This window comes from Serratia surfactantfaciens, assembly GCF_001642805.2.
Taxonomy (GTDB): domain Bacteria; phylum Pseudomonadota; class Gammaproteobacteria; order Enterobacterales; family Enterobacteriaceae; genus Serratia; species Serratia surfactantfaciens.
In genome coordinates, this window is the sequence record NZ_CP016948.1 from 2,234,197 (window position 1) to 2,252,828 (window position 18,632).

Annotated in this window: 20 protein-coding genes; 10 read left to right on the forward strand and 10 right to left on the reverse strand. The window is 59.2% G+C overall.

The features are described 5' to 3' along the window. The first annotated feature begins 417 nt into the window (after positions 1 to 417). The 3 genes from ATE40_RS10530 (at position 418) to ATE40_RS10540 (ending at position 3,888) form a co-directional block, all read left to right on the forward strand. On the forward strand, positions 418 to 1,290 hold the full coding sequence (locus ATE40_RS10530; protein WP_019452800.1) for a MurR/RpiR family transcriptional regulator: 873 nt from the start codon (positions 418 to 420) through the stop codon (positions 1,288 to 1,290). A 189-nt stretch (positions 1,291 to 1,479) separates the two neighbouring features. Next, complete coding sequence (pyk, locus tag ATE40_RS10535; protein WP_019452801.1) at positions 1,480 to 2,922, forward strand: pyruvate kinase; 1,443 nt, start codon at positions 1,480 to 1,482, stop codon at positions 2,920 to 2,922. 84 nt (positions 2,923 to 3,006) lie between these two features. After that, positions 3,007 to 3,888: a leucine-rich repeat domain-containing protein gene (locus ATE40_RS10540; protein ID WP_063918481.1), complete on the forward strand. Its 882-nt coding sequence runs from the start codon at positions 3,007 to 3,009 to the stop codon at positions 3,886 to 3,888. Between the two features lie 48 nt (positions 3,889 to 3,936). Here ATE40_RS10540 and lpxM read toward each other — a convergent pair whose 3' ends face one another. The 3 genes from lpxM to znuA form a co-directional block, all read right to left on the reverse strand. Next, positions 3,937 to 4,905: a lauroyl-Kdo(2)-lipid IV(A) myristoyltransferase gene (gene lpxM, locus ATE40_RS10545; RefSeq protein WP_019452803.1), complete on the reverse strand. Its 969-nt coding sequence runs from the start codon at positions 4,903 to 4,905 to the stop codon at positions 3,937 to 3,939. 149 nt (positions 4,906 to 5,054) lie between these two features. Beyond that, entirely contained in the window at positions 5,055 to 6,377 is a 1,323-nt protein-coding gene (gene mepM, locus ATE40_RS10550) for a murein DD-endopeptidase MepM (RefSeq protein ID WP_063918482.1), read from the reverse strand. 21 nt (positions 6,378 to 6,398) lie between these two features. Next, positions 6,399 to 7,343, reverse strand: a complete 945-nt coding sequence (gene znuA, locus ATE40_RS10555) for a zinc ABC transporter substrate-binding protein ZnuA (protein WP_063918638.1) — start codon at positions 7,341 to 7,343, stop codon at positions 6,399 to 6,401. 78 nt (positions 7,344 to 7,421) lie between these two features. Between znuA and znuC the strand changes: the two genes are divergently transcribed. Next, positions 7,422 to 8,180: a zinc ABC transporter ATP-binding protein ZnuC gene (znuC, locus tag ATE40_RS10560; RefSeq protein ID WP_004932357.1), complete on the forward strand. Its 759-nt coding sequence runs from the start codon at positions 7,422 to 7,424 to the stop codon at positions 8,178 to 8,180. Beyond that, entirely contained in the window at positions 8,177 to 8,962 is a 786-nt protein-coding gene (gene znuB, locus ATE40_RS10565) for a zinc ABC transporter permease subunit ZnuB (protein WP_019452806.1), read from the forward strand. Before znuC ends, znuB begins: the two co-directional genes overlap by 4 nt. Positions 8,963 to 9,023: 61 nt before the next feature. Here the strand turns inward: znuB and ruvB are convergent, their stop codons facing one another. From ruvB to ATE40_RS24180, 7 genes are all read right to left on the reverse strand, one after another. Then, on the reverse strand, positions 9,024 to 10,028 hold the full coding sequence (gene ruvB / locus ATE40_RS10570) for a Holliday junction branch migration DNA helicase RuvB (RefSeq protein WP_019452807.1): 1,005 nt from the start codon (positions 10,026 to 10,028) through the stop codon (positions 9,024 to 9,026). A 19-nt stretch (positions 10,029 to 10,047) separates the two neighbouring features. After that, the gene (gene ruvA, locus ATE40_RS10575; protein WP_004932365.1) at positions 10,048 to 10,662 is read right to left on the reverse strand and encodes a Holliday junction branch migration protein RuvA; all 615 of its coding nucleotides are present in this window, start codon (positions 10,660 to 10,662) and stop codon (positions 10,048 to 10,050) included. Positions 10,663 to 10,774: 112 nt separating this feature from the next. Continuing rightward, on the reverse strand, positions 10,775 to 11,296 hold the full coding sequence (gene ruvC / locus ATE40_RS10580) for a crossover junction endodeoxyribonuclease RuvC (RefSeq protein ID WP_004932367.1): 522 nt from the start codon (positions 11,294 to 11,296) through the stop codon (positions 10,775 to 10,777). Between the two features lie 57 nt (positions 11,297 to 11,353). Next, complete coding sequence (locus tag ATE40_RS10585; RefSeq protein ID WP_004932370.1) at positions 11,354 to 12,097, reverse strand: YebC/PmpR family DNA-binding transcriptional regulator; 744 nt, start codon at positions 12,095 to 12,097, stop codon at positions 11,354 to 11,356. A gap of 20 nt (positions 12,098 to 12,117) precedes the next feature. Further along, positions 12,118 to 12,564 carry a dihydroneopterin triphosphate diphosphatase gene (gene nudB, locus ATE40_RS10590; RefSeq protein ID WP_019452808.1) on the reverse strand — a complete coding sequence of 149 codons (447 nt, stop codon included), beginning with the start codon at positions 12,562 to 12,564 and terminating at the stop codon, positions 12,118 to 12,120. Continuing rightward, a complete protein-coding gene (gene aspS / locus ATE40_RS10595; RefSeq protein WP_019452809.1) occupies positions 12,564 to 14,348 on the reverse strand; it encodes an aspartate--tRNA ligase in 1,785 nt (594 codons plus the stop codon). Before aspS ends, nudB begins: the two co-directional genes overlap by 1 nt. A gap of 74 nt (positions 14,349 to 14,422) precedes the next feature. Continuing rightward, positions 14,423 to 14,653 (reverse strand): FmdB family zinc ribbon protein, encoded by a 231-nt coding sequence (locus tag ATE40_RS24180; protein ID WP_320204121.1) that lies wholly within the window; start codon positions 14,651 to 14,653, stop codon positions 14,423 to 14,425. 215 nt (positions 14,654 to 14,868) lie between these two features. Here ATE40_RS24180 and ATE40_RS10600 point away from each other — a divergent pair, with 215 nt between their 5' ends. The 5 genes from ATE40_RS10600 to cmoB all read left to right on the forward strand — a co-directional run bounded on the left by ATE40_RS10600 (position 14,869) and on the right by cmoB (position 18,622). Further along, positions 14,869 to 15,447, forward strand: coding sequence for a hydrolase (locus tag ATE40_RS10600; RefSeq protein ID WP_063918639.1), 579 nt, complete (start codon positions 14,869 to 14,871; stop codon positions 15,445 to 15,447). 47 nt (positions 15,448 to 15,494) lie between these two features. After that, entirely contained in the window at positions 15,495 to 16,310 is an 816-nt protein-coding gene (locus ATE40_RS10605) for a DUF72 domain-containing protein (protein ID WP_025159809.1), read from the forward strand. A gap of 102 nt (positions 16,311 to 16,412) precedes the next feature. Further along, on the forward strand, positions 16,413 to 16,808 hold the full coding sequence (locus ATE40_RS10610) for an MAPEG family protein (protein WP_004932387.1): 396 nt from the start codon (positions 16,413 to 16,415) through the stop codon (positions 16,806 to 16,808). A 102-nt stretch (positions 16,809 to 16,910) separates the two neighbouring features. Then, positions 16,911 to 17,654 carry a carboxy-S-adenosyl-L-methionine synthase CmoA gene (cmoA, locus tag ATE40_RS10615; RefSeq protein ID WP_063918483.1) on the forward strand — a complete coding sequence of 248 codons (744 nt, stop codon included), beginning with the start codon at positions 16,911 to 16,913 and terminating at the stop codon, positions 17,652 to 17,654. After that, a complete protein-coding gene (cmoB, locus tag ATE40_RS10620) occupies positions 17,651 to 18,622 on the forward strand; it encodes a tRNA 5-methoxyuridine(34)/uridine 5-oxyacetic acid(34) synthase CmoB (protein ID WP_019452813.1) in 972 nt (323 codons plus the stop codon). The genes cmoA and cmoB overlap by 4 nt, the downstream gene beginning before the upstream one ends. Positions 18,623 to 18,632 lie beyond the last annotated feature (10 nt).

Genomic DNA, 18,632 nt, shown 5'->3' on the forward strand with positions numbered 1-18,632 from the left:
TTCTTACATTACTAATGTACTCTGTTTGACTACGGCCAGCAAACCCGGTGCAAAAGCAGAAAAAAAGCCCCAAAGATTCCAGTGGTAAGCGCCACTGCGCGGCAGAGCCGTTGCAGGTGGACAAAACTGTAATTTTTCGTCTTTTTTGACGCTCTGTTACCATTATGAAAGTTAGACACAGGTCATATTCTGGTGAAAAAAGCCTGCATACGCCCTGTCGAGACTGCCAACGGTTACCAGCACGTAGTATATTTTCACTAAACCGGCATTGATTTCTCCTTTATTTGAAATCGACATACCCTATCGATTTCAGGTTACAGCCGCTCGTTTGGCGTCTGCTTGCACGGCGTACACGGACGAAATTCGACGCTGTCGCTTGAAAGCCACAGGGATAAAACCATGAGTGACTCTCGTTATATGAATACGCTGGACAAAATCCAGAGCCATCTGGAACTCCTGAGCAAATCTGAAAGGAAAGTCGCCGAGGTGATCCTGGCCTCCCCGCAGACCGCCATTCACTCCAGCATCGCTACGCTGGCGCGCATGGCCGACGTCAGCGAACCCACCGTCAACCGTTTTTGCCGCCGCCTTGATACTAAAGGCTTTCCCGACTTCAAACTGCATCTCGCCCAGAGCCTGGCCAACGGCACGCCTTACGTAAACCGTAACGTCGAGGAAGATGACAGCGTCGATGCCTATACCAGCAAGATCTTCGAGTCGGTGATGGCCAGCCTGGATACAGTAAAGGCAAATTTGGATATTGCCGCAATCAATCGTGCGGTTGACCTGCTCACCCAGGCAAAAAAGATCTCTTTCTTCGGCCTGGGCGCCTCTGCGGCGGTGGCGCACGACGCGATGAACAAATTTTTCCGCTTCAACATCCCGGTGGTCTACTTCGATGACATCGTCATGCAGCGCATGAGCTGCATGAACTCCGGCGAAGGCGACGTAGTGGTGTTAATCTCGCACACCGGCCGCACCAAGAATCTGGTGGAGATGGCCCAGCTGGCGCGCGAAAACGACGCCACGGTGCTGGCCATCACCTCGCGCGATACCCCGCTCGCCCAGGCGGCGACCCTCGCTTTACTGCTCGACGTGCCCGAGGACACCGACGTTTATATGCCGATGGTGTCGCGGATCGCGCAATTAACGCTCATTGACGTGCTCGCCACCGGATTTACCTTGCGCAGAGGGGCTAAATTCAGAGATAACTTGAAGCGGGTCAAAGAAGCGCTCAAAGAATCGCGCTTTGATAAAGGTGTGGTTATTCCCAACAGTTTTGACTCGTAACCTTACGAAGAAAAAATCGCCGTTCAACAGACATTTGAATGGCGGCATCAGAGGCTGTACCCTGTTAACACGCTCATGCGGGTAACCCGGGTGAAATATCAGTGTTGTAAAATTACATTTCACGCCTGGTTTCGTTATCCGACGTTATCGCAACACCAATATTTGCTTCACCAGTCAACGGAGTAATACATGTCCAGACGGCTCAGAAGAACCAAAATCGTTACCACCCTGGGTCCGGCTACAGACCGCGACAATAATCTGGAAAAGATCATTGCCGCCGGCGCCAACGTAGTTCGGCTCAACTTCTCCCACGGCAGCCCGGAAGATCACCAGGCTCGCGCTGACAAAGTGCGCGAAATCGCTGCCAAACTGGGGCGTCACGTCGCTATCCTCGGCGACCTGCAAGGGCCAAAAATCCGCGTATCCACCTTTAAGGAAGGCAAGATTTTCCTCAACGTGGGCGATAAATTCCTGCTGGACGCCAACCTGTCCAAAGGCGAAGGCGACAAAGAAAAAGTCGGTATCGACTATAAAGGCCTGCCTGCCGACGTGGTGCCGGGCGACGTCCTGCTGCTCGACGACGGCCGCGTTCAGCTGAAAGTGCTCGAAGTTCAGGGCATGAAAGTATTTACCGAAGTGACCGTTGGCGGCCCGCTGTCCAACAACAAGGGCATCAATAAACTCGGCGGTGGCCTGTCGGCCGAAGCGCTGACCGAAAAAGACAAGGCGGACATCGTTACCGCCGCCAAGATCGGCGTCGACTACCTGGCGGTTTCCTTCCCGCGCACCGGCGAAGACCTGAACTACGCCCGCCGTCTGGCGCGCGACGCAGGCTGCAACGCCAAGATCGTATCCAAGGTTGAGCGCGCCGAAGCGGTGTGCAGCGACGAAGCGATGGACGACATCATTCTGGCCTCCGACGTGGTGATGGTCGCCCGTGGCGATCTGGGCGTCGAAATCGGCGATCCGGAACTGGTCGGCATTCAGAAGAAACTGATCCGCCGCGCCCGCACCCTGAACCGCGCGGTGATCACCGCGACCCAGATGATGGAGTCGATGATCACCAACCCGATGCCGACCCGCGCCGAAGTCATGGACGTAGCCAACGCCGTGCTGGACGGCACCGATGCCGTCATGCTGTCGGCGGAAACCGCTGCCGGCCAATACCCGGCGGAAACCGTCGCGGCCATGGCGCGCGTTTGTCTCGGCGCCGAGAAGATCCCGAGCATCAACGTTTCCAAACACCGTCTGGACGTGCAGTTCGACAACATCGAAGAGGCGATCGCCATGTCTTCGATGTATGCGGCCAACCACCTGAAAGGCGTCACCGCGCTGATCGCCATGACCGAATCCGGCCGCACCGCGCTGATGATGTCACGCATCAGCTCCGGCCTGCCGATCTTCGCCATGTCCCGTCATGAACACACGCTGAACCTGACCGCACTGTATCGCGGCGTAACGCCGGTGTACTTCGACAGCCACAAAGACGGCGTGATCGCCGCCAACGAAGCCGTCAATCGCCTGCGCGACAAAGGCTTCCTGGTTTCCGGCGACCTGGTGATCGTCACCCAGGGCGACGTGATGGAAACCGTCGGCACCACCAATACCAGCCGTATCCTGCGCGTCGAGTAATCCACGCCGCAGACGAAATGCCGGCCGTCCCACGATGGCCGGCATTTTTTTTGCCTGACATCGCCATAAACGACGGAGAACGCCATGCTCCACCAACACAATCCCGCCTCGACCGGTGATGCGCTCGATCTCGATGGGCGCGGCCTGACGCAGCTCGACGAATCGCAGCTAACCGGCCATGCGCTGCGCAAAATCAGCCTGTACGACAATCAGCTGACGGCCTTCCCCGCCTCTATCTTGCAACACCGCAACCTGCAGGTGCTAAACATCTCCTGCAATCAGATCTGCCACCTGCCGCCGGAGATTGGCCAGTTACAACAGCTCGAGATGTTCGACTTTGGCCACAATCGCGCCAGCGAGCTCCCCGAGGCGCTGGGCCAACTGCATCGGTTGAAATACCTCTATTTGAGCGATAACGGCTTTTGCTGTCTGCCGCACTCGCTGGCGCAGCTGCAACAGCTGGTCTATCTCAACGCGACCGACAACCATCTGACCGCGTTGCCACAGGCGATACCGAGGCTTGCGGCATTGCAGGAGCTGCGTTTATACAACAATCGCATCCGCAGCCTGCCGGCCGAAATCGGGCAACTGCGCGCGCTGCGGGAACTGCATATCATGAAAAACGCCCTGACCACGCTGCCGGCGGAGATCGTCCTGCTCAGCGAGCTGGAGGTTCTCGATGCGACGAACAACGCCATCGCCGCGCTGCCGAAAGCCTTCTGCCGCCTGCCGCGATTGAGCGAGCTGAGCCTGCGTTTCAATCAGCTGACGCAGCTGCCGGATAATATCGGTGAGCTGACGGCGCTAAGAAGCCTGGATCTGCGGGCCAATCGCCTAAGCGAGCTGCCGGAAAGCCTTGGCGAACTGAGCCGGCTGCGCAAGCTGGACCTGCGTTGGAACGATTTCACCCACACGCCGAAAGTCGTCGACATCCTGCGGGCGCGCGGCTGTATGGTGCACATTTGAAGAGACGCCGGTCGGGTGAGAACCGGCCGGCGTTAGCGACAGAAGGAATTAACGGTACAGATCATCGCGCGAGTAAGGTTCAATCTCCCCTTCCTTACGCGTTTTCAGCAGTTTGAGGATCCAGGTGTACTGCTCCGGGTTCGGGCCCACCAGATTTTCCACCTCTTCGTTCATGCGGCGAGCAATGCGCGGATCGTCGGCTTCGGCCAGGTCATCCATCGGCTCGCGAATATAGATATCCAGCATGCTGGTTTTGCCGTCGTACACCGGGAACAAAGGCACGATCGCCGCACGACACACCTTCATCAGCCGCCCCACCGCCGGCAGCGTCGCCTTATAGGTCGCGAAGAAATCGACGAACTCGCTGTGCTCCGCGCCATGATCCTGATCCGGCAGGTAGTAGCCCCAATAACCCTGCCGCACCGAACTGATAAAGGGTTTGATGCCGTCGTTGCGCGCGTGCATGCGGCCGCCGAATTTGCGGCGCACGGCGTTCCATAGGTAGTCGATCAGCTGATTACGCTGATTGTGGAACATCGCCGCCATCGGTTGGCCGCGCGCGGCCATCAACATCGCCGGCACATCCACCGCCCAGCCGTGCGGCACCAGGAAGATCACGTTGCGCCCTTCCGCCCGGATCCTGTCCAACACTTCTTCGCCGTGCCAGCGCACGCGCTTAAGCACTTTCTCCGGCTTGGTGCAGGCCAGTTCCGCCATCAGCACCATCGACTGCGGCGCGCAGGCGAACATCTGGTCGATGATGTGTTCGCGTTCGCTTTCCGGCAGCTCCGGCAAGCAATAAAGCAAGTTGATGCGGGCGCGGCGGCGCGCCCCCTTCGCCAGCTTACCGGCCAGTTTGCCGACCGCGCCCAGCACCGGATCGCGCAGGCGCGCAGGCACCAGCGAAATGCCGGCCATCAGACCGGTTCCCAACCACACGCCCCAGTAGCGTGGAGATAAAAAGGCTTTCTGAAACTGCGGGATGAACTCTACGTTCGATTTCTTCTCGTTTTGCATGCACATGCTCTTGGCTTAGCGATTCGGCTAATCATAATTGCCATCACCGATTTTGCAATTAACAACCGCGAACCGCCCAGATAAAACAGCATCGGCCCGCAATCAGGCCGATGAAATTAGCGGCGCCGAAGCGCCGGAAAAGGGGGACGTTAATCCAGCTGCAGTTGAGGAACGACTTCCTTCACCTGCGCCAGATAATCGCTGCGGTCTTTGCCGCTCAGCCCTTCGGAACGCGGCAGCTTGGCCGTCAGCGGGTTCACCGCCTGCTGGCCGGTCCACAGTTCAAAGTGCAGGTGCGGCCCGGTGGAGCGCCCGGTGTTGCCGGAAAGCGCAATACGATCGCCGCGTTTCACTTTCTGGCCGGGTTTCACCAGCAACTTTTTCAGATGCATATAGCGCGTAGTGTACTGGCGGCCGTGGCGGATCGCCACATAGTTGCCCGCCGCGCCGCTGCGCTTGGCGATCACCACTTCACCGTCGCCGACCGCCAGCACTGGCGTGCCGACCGGCATGGCGAAATCGACGCCCTTATGCGGCGCCACGCGCCCGGTCACCGGGTTCACGCGGCGCGGGTTGAAGTTGGAGGAGATGCGGAACTGTTTCATGGTCGGGAAACGCATGAAGCCGCGCGCCAGGCCAGAGCCCTGGCGATCGTAGAATTTGCCGTCTTCGGCGCGGATCGCATAGTAATCCTTGCCGCCGGTGCGCATACGCACGCCCAACAGCTGACTTTGCGATTTCTTGCCGTCGAAATGTTCACGCGACATCAGCACGGAGAATTGGTCGCCTTTGCGCAGCTTGCGGAAATCGAGCTGCCACTGCAGCGCCTTGATCACCGCATTGATTTCGTTACGATTCAACCCAGCATCACCGGCGCTACTGACGAAGCTGCCGTTGACCCGGCCGCTGATCACGTTGTTGCGCCATTCGCCCTGCTGCGCCTCTTTCGATTCTTTGAAGCTGTTGCCGACGCGGTCATAGGTGCGGGTTTCACGGCGAGAAACCTCCCAGGTCAGCTGTTGCAGGTCGCCCGCGTCGTTCACGGTCCACGACAGTTGCTGGCCGATCTTCAGGTTACGCAGATCGCGGTTTTGCGAAGCCAACAGAGTGACATCCGACATGTCGATGCCATATTGCGTCAGAATGCTGCCGAGGGTGTCGCCGGTAGAAACCACATATTCATGCACGCCGTCATCGCCGGCATCCTTCTGATCCAACTCATCCTGCGGGATTTCGTCATCGGGGGTGGGTTGGTCGGCATCGATCGGCTCACTGGCTTCGGGAAGCAATGACCGCAACTGGCTGGATTCTAACTCGACGTTCTTGGCGATGGGATTATGTTCTGGGTGATAAACAAAAGGCCGCCAAACAGCGACGGCCAATGTGACGACTGTCAGCGACCCCAGCATGACGCGGTGGGGCCGTGGCAGGTTGTTATACGCCAGAGCGATAGTTCGGACTATCTGCTGCACTCGATATTATCCTCATAAGCTTTACTTCAGGCAGCTCACGTACTGGTTTGACAGCGCTGTCAGGAATTTCCCGTAGCTGTCCTTCCCCAGCGCGATGCCGATGCCCAGCGGGTCCAGCGTTCCTGAACGCACTTTGGTACCCTTGGCGACGGCATTGATTACGGCCGGCCTGAATTGTGGCTCAGCAAAAACGCATACCGCTTTCTGCTCAACCAACTGTGTTCGAATTTGGTGTAGGCGCTGTGCTCCAGGCTGAATTTCGGGATTGACGGTGAAATGGCCCAGCGGACTCAAACCGTAGTGTTTCTCAAAGTAGCCGTAAGCATCATGAAAAACAAAATAACCCTTACCTTGCACAGGCGTAAGCATGTTACCAACATTTTTGTCAGTTTGCGTCAGCAGATTCTCGAACTGGCGCAGGTTTGCGTCTAATTTGTCCTTATTTTGCGGCATAAGTTCCAACAATCTGTCGTGAATCGCGATCGCCGTCACTTTTGCCACCTCCGGCGATAGCCAAACGTGCATATTGTACTCGCCGTGATGATGCCCGTGATCGTCATCGGCATGATTATGCGCTTCATCTGCATGATCATGATCGTCGTCATCTTCGCCTTTCATCAGCAGCGGTTTCACCGCCGGCAGTTCGCTGTTGGCCAGTTTGCGGTCTGCCGAAATCGGCACCAGCGCCTTGGTCAGGAACGCTTCCATATCCGGCCCGACCCACAGCACCAGGTCTGCGGAGCGTAGGCGCTGGATATCGGAGGGACGCAGCGCGAAATCGTGCGGCGAAGCGCCATCCGGCAGCAGCACCTCGGTCGGCGTCACGCCGTCGGCGATCGCCGCAGCGATAAAGCCCAGCGGGCGAATCGAGGTCACCACCGCAGCGGAAGCGCTGCTCAGCGGGCCGGCCATCAACAGTGCGCTGGCCAGCAGCGTGCGCTGCAGCCATTTATTTTTCTGTGCCATCATCAGTAATCCCATCGTTTTCATCAACAAGGCGTGATATTATAACATCCGCTTCGTTCTGCAACCTGTAATCTCGAGATGTCCACACTGATAACGCTAAAAAATATCTCCGTCGCCTTCGGCAGCCGCAAGGTGCTGTCGAATATTTCCCTCAGCCTGCAGCCCGGCCGCATTCTTACGCTGCTTGGCCCGAACGGCGCGGGCAAATCCACGTTGGTGCGCGTGGTGCTCGGATTGGTCAAACCAACCGCCGGCACGCTGGAGCGGGAGCCCGATCTGCGCATCGGCTACGTGCCGCAAAAACTCCACCTCGACGCCACCCTGCCGCTGACCGTCAGCCGCTTTATGCGATTGAAGCCCGGCGTAAAGAAAGCCGACATTCTGCCGGCGCTCAAGCGCGTGCACGCCGCGCACCTGCTCGACCAGCCGATGCAAAAACTCTCCGGCGGCGAGAACCAACGCGTACTGTTGGCGCGGGCGCTGCTGAATAAACCGCAACTGCTGGTGCTGGACGAACCCACGCAAGGGGTGGACGTCAACGGCCAGTTGGCGCTGTACGACCTCATCGATCAGCTGCGTAAAGAGCTGGGCTGCGCCGTGCTGATGGTCTCGCACGATCTGCATCTGGTGATGGCCAAAACCGACGAGGTGTTGTGCCTCAATCAGCATATCTGCTGTTCCGGCGCGCCGGAGGTGGTCTCAATGCATCCCGAATTCATCGCCATGTTCGGCAACCGCGGCGCAGAACAGCTGGCGGTGTATCGCCACCATCACAATCACCGCCACGACCTGCAGGGAAGAATTGTCTTGAAGAAAACCGGGAGCCGCGAAGCATGATCGAATTGTTACTTCCCGGCTGGCTGGCCGGGGTTTTGCTGGCTAGCGCCGCCGGGCCGCTGGGCTCCTTCGTGGTCTGGCGCCGCATGTCCTACTTCGGCGATACCCTGGCGCACGCCTCGCTGCTCGGTGTCGCCTTTGGTCTGCTGCTGGACATCAATCCTTTCTATGCGGTGATCGCCATTACCCTGCTGCTGGCCCTGGCCCTGGTGTGGCTGGAACGCCGCCCGCAGCTTTCGGTGGATACCCTGCTCGGCATTCTGGCCCACAGCGCCCTGTCGCTGGGGCTGGTGGTGGTGGCGCTGATGTCCAACGTGCGGGTCGATCTGATGGCCTATCTGTTCGGCGATCTGCTGTCGGTCACGCTGAGCGATATTGCGATGATCGCCGGTGGCGTCGCCGTGGTGCTGCTGGTGCTGTGGTGGCAGTGGCGCGATCTGCTGTCGATGACCATCAGCCCGGAGCTGGCGCACGTCGACGGCGTCAATCTGGCGAGGGCTCGCACCGTGCTGATGCTGATTACCGCATTGACCATCGGTCTGGCGATGAAATTCGTCGGCGCCCTGATCATCACCTCGCTGCTGATCATTCCGGCGGCCACCGCTCGCCGCTTCGCGCGTACGCCGGAGCAAATGGCCGGCGTCGCCGTGTTGCTCGGCATGGTGGCGGTCACCGGCGGCCTGACCTTCTCGGCGTTTTACGATACGCCGGCCGGCCCTTCGGTGGTGCTCTGCGCCGCCGTGCTGTTCACGCTGAGCCTGTTCAAAAAACAGCAGGCCTGATTTAAAGCCGGGATATGACAAGGGCCGCATTTGCGGCCCTTTTTCATTGAGGATGGAAAACTTACTCTTCGCGTTCGAGCCCGAAGTGCCGGTAAGCATGCTGCGTCGCCAAACGGCCGCGCGGCGTGCGCTGAATAAAGCCCTGTTGGATCAGGAACGGTTCGATCACGTCTTCGATGGTTTCGCGTTCTTCGCCGATCGCCGCCGCCAGGTTGTCCAACCCGACCGGGCCACCGGTAAACTTGTCGATAATCGCCAGCAGTAGCTTGCGATCCATATAGTCGAAGCCCTCGGCATCGACGTTGAGCATATCGAGCGCCTGCGCCGCCACCCCGCCGCTGATCACGCCGTTGGCGCGCACCTCGGCGAAGTCGCGCACCCGGCGCAACAGGCGGTTGGCGATACGCGGCGTACCGCGCGCGCGACGGGCCACCTCATGGGCACCCTCATCGGACAGTTCCAGCCCCAGACAACCGGCGCTGCGAGAAACGATGTGCTGCAAATCCGCTACCTGATAAAACTCCAGCCGCTGGACAATGCCGAAACGATCGCGCAGCGGTGAGGTCAGCGAGCCGGCGCGGGTGGTGGCGCCCACCAGGGTAAACGGCGGCAAATCGAGCTTAATCGAGCGCGCCGCCGGCCCTTCGCCGATCATGATATCCAGCTGGTAATCTTCCATCGCTGGATACAGCACCTCTTCCACCACCGGTGACAGGCGGTGGATTTCGTCGATGAACAAGACGTCATGCGGTTCGAGGTTGGTCAGCATCGCCGCCAGATCGCCCGCCTTCTCCAGCACCGGGCCGGAGGTGGTGCGCAGATTCACCCCCATTTCGTTGGCCACGATGTTGGCCAGGGTAGTTTTCCCCAGCCCCGGCGGGCCGAAGATCAGCAGGTGGTCGAGCGCGTCACCGCGCTGTTTGGCCGCCTGGATGAAGATCTCCATCTGCTCGCGGACATGCGGCTGGCCGACATATTCGGTCAACAGCTTGGGGCGAATGGCACGATCGAGGACGTCTTCCTCGTTGATCGGTTCGGCGGAGATCAGGCGATCGGCTTCAATCATTATCTACCTCTTAGCGGCCTTACAAAGCAGCGCGCAACGCGTCGCGGATCAGCGTCTCGCAGTCGGCACCCGGTTTGGCAATTTTGCTGACCATGCGGCTGGCTTCCTGCGGCTTGTAGCCCAACGCCACCAGCGCCGAGACGGCTTCGGCTTCCGCGTCCGCTTCCGGCGTTTTGTCGGCGGCGGCCGGCAGGCTGATCTCGCTGCTGTTGTTGAACAGATCGCCGTTGAGCCCCTTGAAGCGGTCTTTCATCTCTACCACCAGGCGCTCGGCGGTTTTCTTGCCCACGCCCGGCAGCTTGACCAGCGCAGTGATCTCTTCGCGCTCCACCGCACTGACGAACTGCTGTGCGGACATGCCCGACAGGATCGCCAGCGCCAGCTTCGGCCCGACGCCGTTAACCTTGATCAGCTCGCGGAACAGCGCACGCTCTTGCTTGTCGTTGAAACCGTACAGCAGCTGCGCGTCCTCACGCACCACGAAGTGGGTAAACACGATGGCCTCTTGCCCCAGTTCCGGCAGCTCGTAAAAGCAGGTCATCGGCATGTGCACTTCATAGCCCACGCCGTTTGCCTCCAGTAACACCAGCGGCGGCTGCTTTTCCAGAATATTTCCTCTGAGACGACCTATCATTTACCCTCCTGCAGAATTACCGGGCATGGCGCCCTGCCATGCCGTTGCTGGTAAAGCTTATAACATAAAAAAGGCTGGATGAATATCCAGCCTGAGTAATCACCGCTTTGCGTCAGCGCAAACGCCCGCGCGCCAGGTTCAGCCGCCCTTCGCTCATCCGCAGCACGTTCTGGCTAAGGTGGCAGTGGGTAATAGCGATGGCCAGGGCGTCGGCGGCATCCGCCTGCGGGTTGGCCGAGAGTTTGAGCAGCGAGCGCACCATGTGTTGCACCTGCGCCTTTTCGGCTGCACCGGTGCCGACCACGGTTTGTTTGACCTGCCGCGCCGCATACTCGAACACTTCCAGATTCTGATTCACCGCCGCCACGATCGCGACGCCGCGCGCCTGACCGAGCTTGAGCGCCGAATCCGGGTTCTTGGCCATGAACACCTGTTCGATGGCGAAGAAGTCGGGCTGGAACTGGGTGATGATCTCACTGACGCCGGCATAAATCAGCTTCAGCCGCGTCGGCATGTCGTCCACCACCGTGCGAATGCAACCGCTGGCGATATAGCTCAACTGACGCCCCTGCTGGCGAATAAGGCCATAGCCGGTGACGCGTGAGCCGGGATCGATACCGAGTATGATCGCCATATCTACATCCACCTTGCATGCACGGCGCCGCCGAACGGCGGCGCCCGTTTTACCGGATTACAGCGTCGCCGCCACTTCGTCGGAGATCTCACCGTTATGGTAAACTTCCTGCACGTCGTCGCAGTCTTCCAGCATATCGATCAGGCGCAGCAGCTTAGGCGCGGTTTCCGCATCCATGTCGGCCTTGGTCGATGGGATCATCGACACTTCCGCCGCTTCGGCTTCGAAGCCCGCCGCGGTCAGCGCGTCTTTCACCGCGCCCAGACTTTCCCAGGCGGTGAACACGTCGATGGCGCCATCGTCATAGGTCACGATGTCTTCCGCGCCGGCTTCCAGCGCCGCTTCCATTACGCTGTCTTCATCCAGGCCTGGTGCGTAAGTGATCACGCCCTTCTTGGTGAACAGGTAGGCAACGGAACCGTCGGTGCCGAGGTTGCCGCCGCATTTGGTGAAGGCGTGACGCACTTCCGCCACGGTGCGGTTGCGGTTGTCGCTCAGGCATTCGATCATGACGGCGGTGCCGCCAGGGCCGTAGCCTTCATAGATGATGGTTTCCATGTTGGTATCATCATCACCGCCCACGCCGCGCGCGATTGCACGGTTCATGGTGTCGCGCGTCATGTTGTTCGACAGCGCCTTGTCCATCGCCGCGCGCAGACGCGGGTTGGAATCCGGATCGCCGCCGCCCAGCTTGGCGGCCGTGACCAGCTCACGAATAATCTTGGTGAAAATTTTACCGCGCTTGGCGTCCTGCGCCGCTTTACGGTGCTTTGTGTTGGCCCACTTACTATGACCTGCCATAAAAAAATCTCCGAAAAAAACTACTGGACTGAATTGATCACGAACTCTTCAATTGCCTGCTGATTGCTCCACGACTTGGTCAACTTCACGGCCTCTGCCGCCTCAAGCCATTGGTAAGCGTGATGCTCGGTAATCACCGGATCGCGCTCCTCGGGCAACGCCAGACAGAACCAGTGCTCTTTATTGCGCGTGGTTCCCGGCGCATAGCGATGTCGCAAATGGACAAAGAGTTCAAACTCCACGCAGCGCTGGCAATCGAACAACGGCAGGTGCTCTGCTTCGATATCGATGCCGACTTCTTCCATGACTTCACGCTGCGCGGCATGCGGCGGCGACTCATCCTGCTCCAGGCTGCCGGTGACCGACTGCCAGAACTCGGTATCGTCGCGCCGCTGTAACATCAGCACCCGACCACTGGATTTCGCGTAAATCACTACCAGGATAGATTCAGGGCGCTTATAACTCATCACTCGCTCTCTTGTTCCGCACCGGCTTTCTTTACCACGCTGATCGCCAGCTCCTGCAGCGACGCCGGGTTAGCGAAGCTCGGTGCGTCGGTCATCAGGCAGGCCGCCGCGGTGGTTTTCGGGAAGGCAATGACGTCGCGGATGTTGTCGGTGCCGGTCAGCAGCATCACCAGACGGTCCAGGCCGAAGGCCAGACCGGCGTGCGGCGGCGTGCCGTACTTCAGCGCGTCCAGCAGGAAGCCGAACTTCTCGCGCTGTTCGTGTTCGTTAATGCCCAGAATGCTGAACACCGTCTGCTGCATTTCGCTGCGGTGAATACGCACCGAACCGCCGCCCACTTCGTAGCCGTTGATCACCATGTCATAGGCGTTGGCGATGGCGTTGACCGGCGCAGCGGCCAGCTCTTCCGGGCTCATGTCGCGCGGTGAAGTGAACGGGTGGTGCATAGCCGCCAGGCCGCCCTCTTCGTCTTCTTCGAACATCGGGAAGTCAACCACCCACAGCGGCGCCCAGCTGTCGAGTTGGGTCAGTGCCAAATCGCGACCCAGCTTCAGGCGCAGCGCGCCCATCGCATCGGTGACAATCTTGAAGCTGTCGGCGCCGAAGAACAGGATATCGCCGGTCTGCGCATCGGTGCGCGCCAGGACGGCTTCCAGCACGTCCGCGCTGAGGAATTTGGCGATCGGGCTCTGCACGCCTTCCATGCCTGCGGCGCGGTCGTTGACCTTCAGCCACGCCAGGCCTTTGGCACCGTAGATGTTGACGAAAGCGCCGTACTCGTCGATCTGCTTACGGGTCAGCTGTGCGCCGCCCGGTACGCGGATCGCCGCCACGCGGCCTTTGGCGTCATTGGCCGGGCCGGAGAACACTTTAAACTCGACGTCTTTGACCAGGTCAGCCACGTCCACCAGCTCCAGCGGGTTACGCAGGTCCGGCTTGTCGGAACCAAAGCGACGCATCGCTTCGGCGAAGGTCATGACCGGGAAATCGCCCAGATCCACGCCTTTCACGTCCAGCCACAGTTCACGCGCCAGTTTCTCCATCACTTCACGCACCTGATCGGCAGTCATGAAGGAGGTTTCGACGTCGATCTGGGTGAATTCAGGCTGACGGTCCGCACGCAGGTCTTCGTCACGGAAGCATTTGACGATCTGGTAGTAACGATCGAAGCCGGACATCATCAGCAGCTGTTTAAACAGCTGCGGGGACTGCGGCAGCGCGTAGAATTTGCCCTTGTGCACGCGGCTCGGCACCAGGTAATCGCGGGCGCCTTCCGGCGTCGCCTTGGTCAGCATCGGCGTTTCGATGTCGAGGAAGCCATGGCTGTCCATGAAGCGGCGCACGAAGCTGGTGATCTTGGCGCGGGTCTTCAGACGCTCGGCCATTTCCGGGCGGCGCAGATCCAGGTAGCGATATTTCAGGCGCGCTTCTTCGCTGTTGACCTGGTTGGAGTCCAGCGGCAGCGGCTCGGAGCGGTTGATGATCTCGAGCGCGTGAGCGAACACTTCCACTTCGCCGGTGGCCATATCTTTATTGATCTGGCTGTCCGGACGCGCACGCACGGTGCCGACGATCTGGATGCAGAACTCATTGCGCAGGTCGTAAGCCTTGTCGAACGCCACTTTCTCGTCCGGATCGAAGAACACCTGCACGATGCCTTCGCGGTCGCGCATATCAATAAAGATCAGGCCGCCGAGATCGCGACGACGATTGACCCAACCACACAGAGTGACTTCCTGGCCCACGTGGGACAGATTCAACTGCCCGCAATATTCAGTACGCATACGCTATCCTTTTACACAGCCGATGCCGCGCCGGGCTACTGCGCCCCTGTCGCGCGGCTGTTATCTGATAAATTCTACTTGTTGCCCGGTTTAAAATCCGTCGCATACCAGCCGGTGCCCTTAAGCTGGAAACCGGAGGATGAGATCAACTTGGTCAACGCGGGCTGCCCACACGCCGGGCAGTCTGCCAGCGGCGCATCGGAAAATTTTTGCAATTTCTCTAACCGATGGTTGCAAGCACCACATGCATATTCATAAATCGGCATAGGTCGTTGGATTAAAGAGTGTTGAAAAAAGGGAGTCATTATAAAGGAAATTCATCCGCCCGATAAGTGCGAACACAGCATTGTTACTGCACTAAATGGCGCGTTTTTGTCCGAATCAACACATCGATTAACAAATTTCCCATTAACCTGCGACAGTTTTTTCACGTAGCCTGACTCTCCCCCGGTTTTGCGACTTACGCCGCTCGGCTGGCGTACCGGACAGTTTTTATCCACTTCGCAACGAGATGAAATTCATGCTGAAACTTGACGCCCAAACCACCGCTCTGGTGCTGATCGATTTGCAAAACGGCATTCTCCCTTACGCCGGCGGCCCGCACAGCGCCGATCAGGTCGTGGCGAACGCCGCGTTGCTGGCCGCGCGTTTTCGTATGCTGGGCGCGCCGGTACTGCTGGTGCGCGTCGGCTGGTCAGACTCCTTCGCCGAAGCGTTGAAGCAGCCGGTGGACAAACCGGCTCCCGCGCCCGCCGGCGGTTTACCGACCAATTGGTGGGAGTTCCCCGCGCAGCTGGCGGTCAGCGACAGCGATATTCGGGTAACCAAACGCCAATGGGGCGCCTTCTACGGCACCGATCTGGATTTGCAGCTGCGGCGCCGCGGCGTCAAATCCGTGGTGCTGGGCGGCATTTCCACCAATATCGGTGTGGAGTCCACCGCCCGCGCCGCCTGGGAGCACGGCTATGAACTGCTGATCGCCGAAGATGCCTGCAGCGCGCAGAGTGCGGAAATGCACCGCTTCGCGTTCGAGCACATCTTCCCGCGGCTGGCACGGGTGCGCGACACCGGCGAAATTCTTGCCGCGCTCGAGCGGTAACGTTAAGTTGTAGCCTGATGAGCTAAGTAAAGGAAGACGACGCCGTGATCTACATCGGACTGCCGCAGTGGCAACATTCGGCCTGGAACCGTATCGGGCTGCGTGATTTGGCGGATTACAGCCGCTACTTCAACTGCGTGGAAGGCAACACCACCTTCTACGCGCTGCCGAAACTGGAGATCGTGCAGCGCTGGCGCGACATGACCGGCGACGATTTTCGCTTCTGCTTCAAATTCCCGTCGGACATCAGCCACAAGGCTGCCCTGCGCAACTGCGCCGCCGAGCTGCAGGCGTTTTACCACTGCCTGAGTCCGGTGCACCAGCGCATCGGCCAGCTGTGGCTGCAGTTGCCCGCCGCCTTCGGCCCCGACGAGCTGCCGCGCATGTGGCAATTCTTCGAAAGCCTGCCGAAGGAATTCACCTACGGCGTTGAAGTGCGCCATCCGGCGTTTTTCGCCAAGGGCGAGGAAGAGCGTGCGCTGAATCAGGGGCTGCATCAGCGCGGCATCAATCGGGTGATCCTCGACAGCCGCCCGGTGCATCACGCCGCCCCCAATAGCGCCGCCGTACGCGATGCGCAGCAGAAAAAGCCGAAGCTGCCGGTACACGCCCTGGTCACCGCCGACCAACCGCTGGTGCGCTTTATCGGTGGCGATCAACTGACTGACAACCTGCGTTGGTTCGAAGCCTGGCAGCAAAAACTGCCGCTGTGGCAGCAACAGCATCAGCCTTATCTGTTTATTCATACGCCGGACAACGGCGATTCCCCCCAGCAAGCGCAAAAAATTTGGCAACAGCTGCGCCTGGCGATCCCCGATTTGCCTGCGCCGCCGGACTGGCCGGAACAGGATGCACTGTTTTGACCTATTAATCTGACCAATAACATCAAATATTTCCCCGCGACAGTGAATACAATGACGGCTATGATGCTGGCTGCCAGTTTTGGTTAGGGAACGGAGTGAAAAATGGTAAGCGCGCTTTATGTGGTGCTCGGCGCATTGTTGTTGATCAAACTCTCTTATGACGTAGTCAGATTAAGGATGCAGTACCGCGTAGCCTACGGCGACGGCGGTTTTTACGAATTACAGACCGCCATCCGCGTACATGGCAACGCCGTTGAATACATTCCTATCGCTGCCGTATTGCTGGTGATTATGGAGATGAACGGCGCGGAAATCTGGATGATTCACCTCTGCGGCCTGATGCTGATGGCCGGGCGGCTGGTGCATTACTACGGTTTACGCAACCGCGAGGTGCGCTGGCGCCGTTCGGGCATGGCCGCGACCTATATCTCTTTGTTGTTGATGGTGCTGGCAAATATCTTCTATCTGCCGTGGGATCTGATTTTCAGCCTGCATTGATCCCGTTTTATCATCAGGCGGCCGCGCCGCCTGCTTCCGCTCCGCTTTTTTGCGCTTTTCTGTTAGAGTACGCAGCTTCGAATTCTGAACTGATTTGCCGCTATGCCAAACCGCGATACCCTTTTCTCCGCCCCCATCGCCAAACTGGGCGACTGGACCTTCGACGAACGCGTCGCCGAAGTGTTCCCCGACATGATCCAACGCTCCGTGCCCGGCTATTCCAACATCATCTCGATGATCGGCATGCTGGCCGAACGCTTTGTGCAACCCGACAGCCGGGTATATGACCTCGGCTGCTCGCTGGGCGCGGCGACGCTGTCGATGCGGCGGAATATCAAGGTGCCCGGCTGCCATATCGTCGCCGTCGACAACTCTCCGGCGATGGTGGAACGCTGTCGCCGCCATATCGACGCCTTCCGTGCCGAGACACCGGTTGAGGTTATCGAAGCCGACATTCGCGATATCGATATCAAGAATGCCTCGATGGTGGTGCTGAACTTTACGCTGCAATTCCTCGAACCCGCCGACCGCCTGCGTCTGCTGGAGAAAATCTATCGCGGCCTGCGCCCGGGCGGCGCGCTGGTGCTGTCGGAGAAGTTCAGCTTTGAAGATGCCGAAGTCGGCGAACTGCTGTTCAACATGCACCACGATTTCAAACGTGCCAATGGATACAGCGAGCTGGAGATCAGCCAAAAACGCAGCATGCTGGAAAACGTGATGCTGACCGACTCGGTGGAAGCGCACAAGGCGCGTCTGCAACAGGCTGGATTCGAGCATGCCGAAGTGTGGTTCCAGTGCTTCAACTTCGGTTCGCTGATCGCTCTGAAAGCGGGGGATGCGCAATGATCGAGTTTGGTGACTTCTATCAGCATATCGCCAAGAGCCCCCTCAGCCACTGGCTGGATACGCTGCCCGCGCAGCTCAGCGCCTGGCAGCGGGAATCGCTGCACGGCAAATTCAAACAGTGGTTCAACTCGGTCGAGCACTTGCCGACGCTGACCCCAACCCGCCTCGATCTACTGCACGGCGTGCGCGCCGAGATGGAACCGGGGCTGTCGCCGGGCCAGCTCGAAGGTATCGAGAAAATGCTGCGCACCCTGATGCCATGGCGCAAAGGCCCCTTCTCTCTGTATGGCATCGATATAGATACCGAATGGCATTCCGACTGGAAATGGGATCGCGTGCTGCCGCACATCTCCCCGTTGGCCGGCCGTACTATTCTCGACGTCGGCTGCGGTAGCGGTTATCACCTGTGGCGCATGATCGGCGCCGGCGCACACTTTGCCGTAGGCATCGATCCGATGCAGCTGTTCCTGTGCCAATTTGAAGCGGTGCGCAAACTGTTGGGCGGCGATCAGCGCGCCCACCTGCTGCCGCTCGGCATCGAGCAGTTGCCGGAACTGGCGGCGTTCGACACCGTGTTCTCGATGGGCGTGCTGTATCATCGCCGCTCGCCGCTCGATCACCTGTACCAACTGAAAAATCAGCTGGTCTCCGAGGGGGAACTGGTGCTGGAAACGCTGGTGGTGGAAGGCGATCGCCACCAGGTGCTGGTGCCGGGCGACCGTTATGCGCAGATGCGCAACGTGTATTTCATTCCTTCCGCCGAAGCGCTGAAATGCTGGCTGGAGAAATGCGGCTTCGTCGACGTGAAAATCGCCGATATGTGCGTCACCAGCCTCGAAGAACAGCGCCGTACAGACTGGATGACCAGCGAGTCGCTGGCTGAATTCCTCGACCCGAACGACCGCAGCAAAACGGTTGAAGGCTATCCGGCGCCGCTGCGCGCCGTGTTGACCGCCAAAAAGCCCTAGCGCTTGCTAA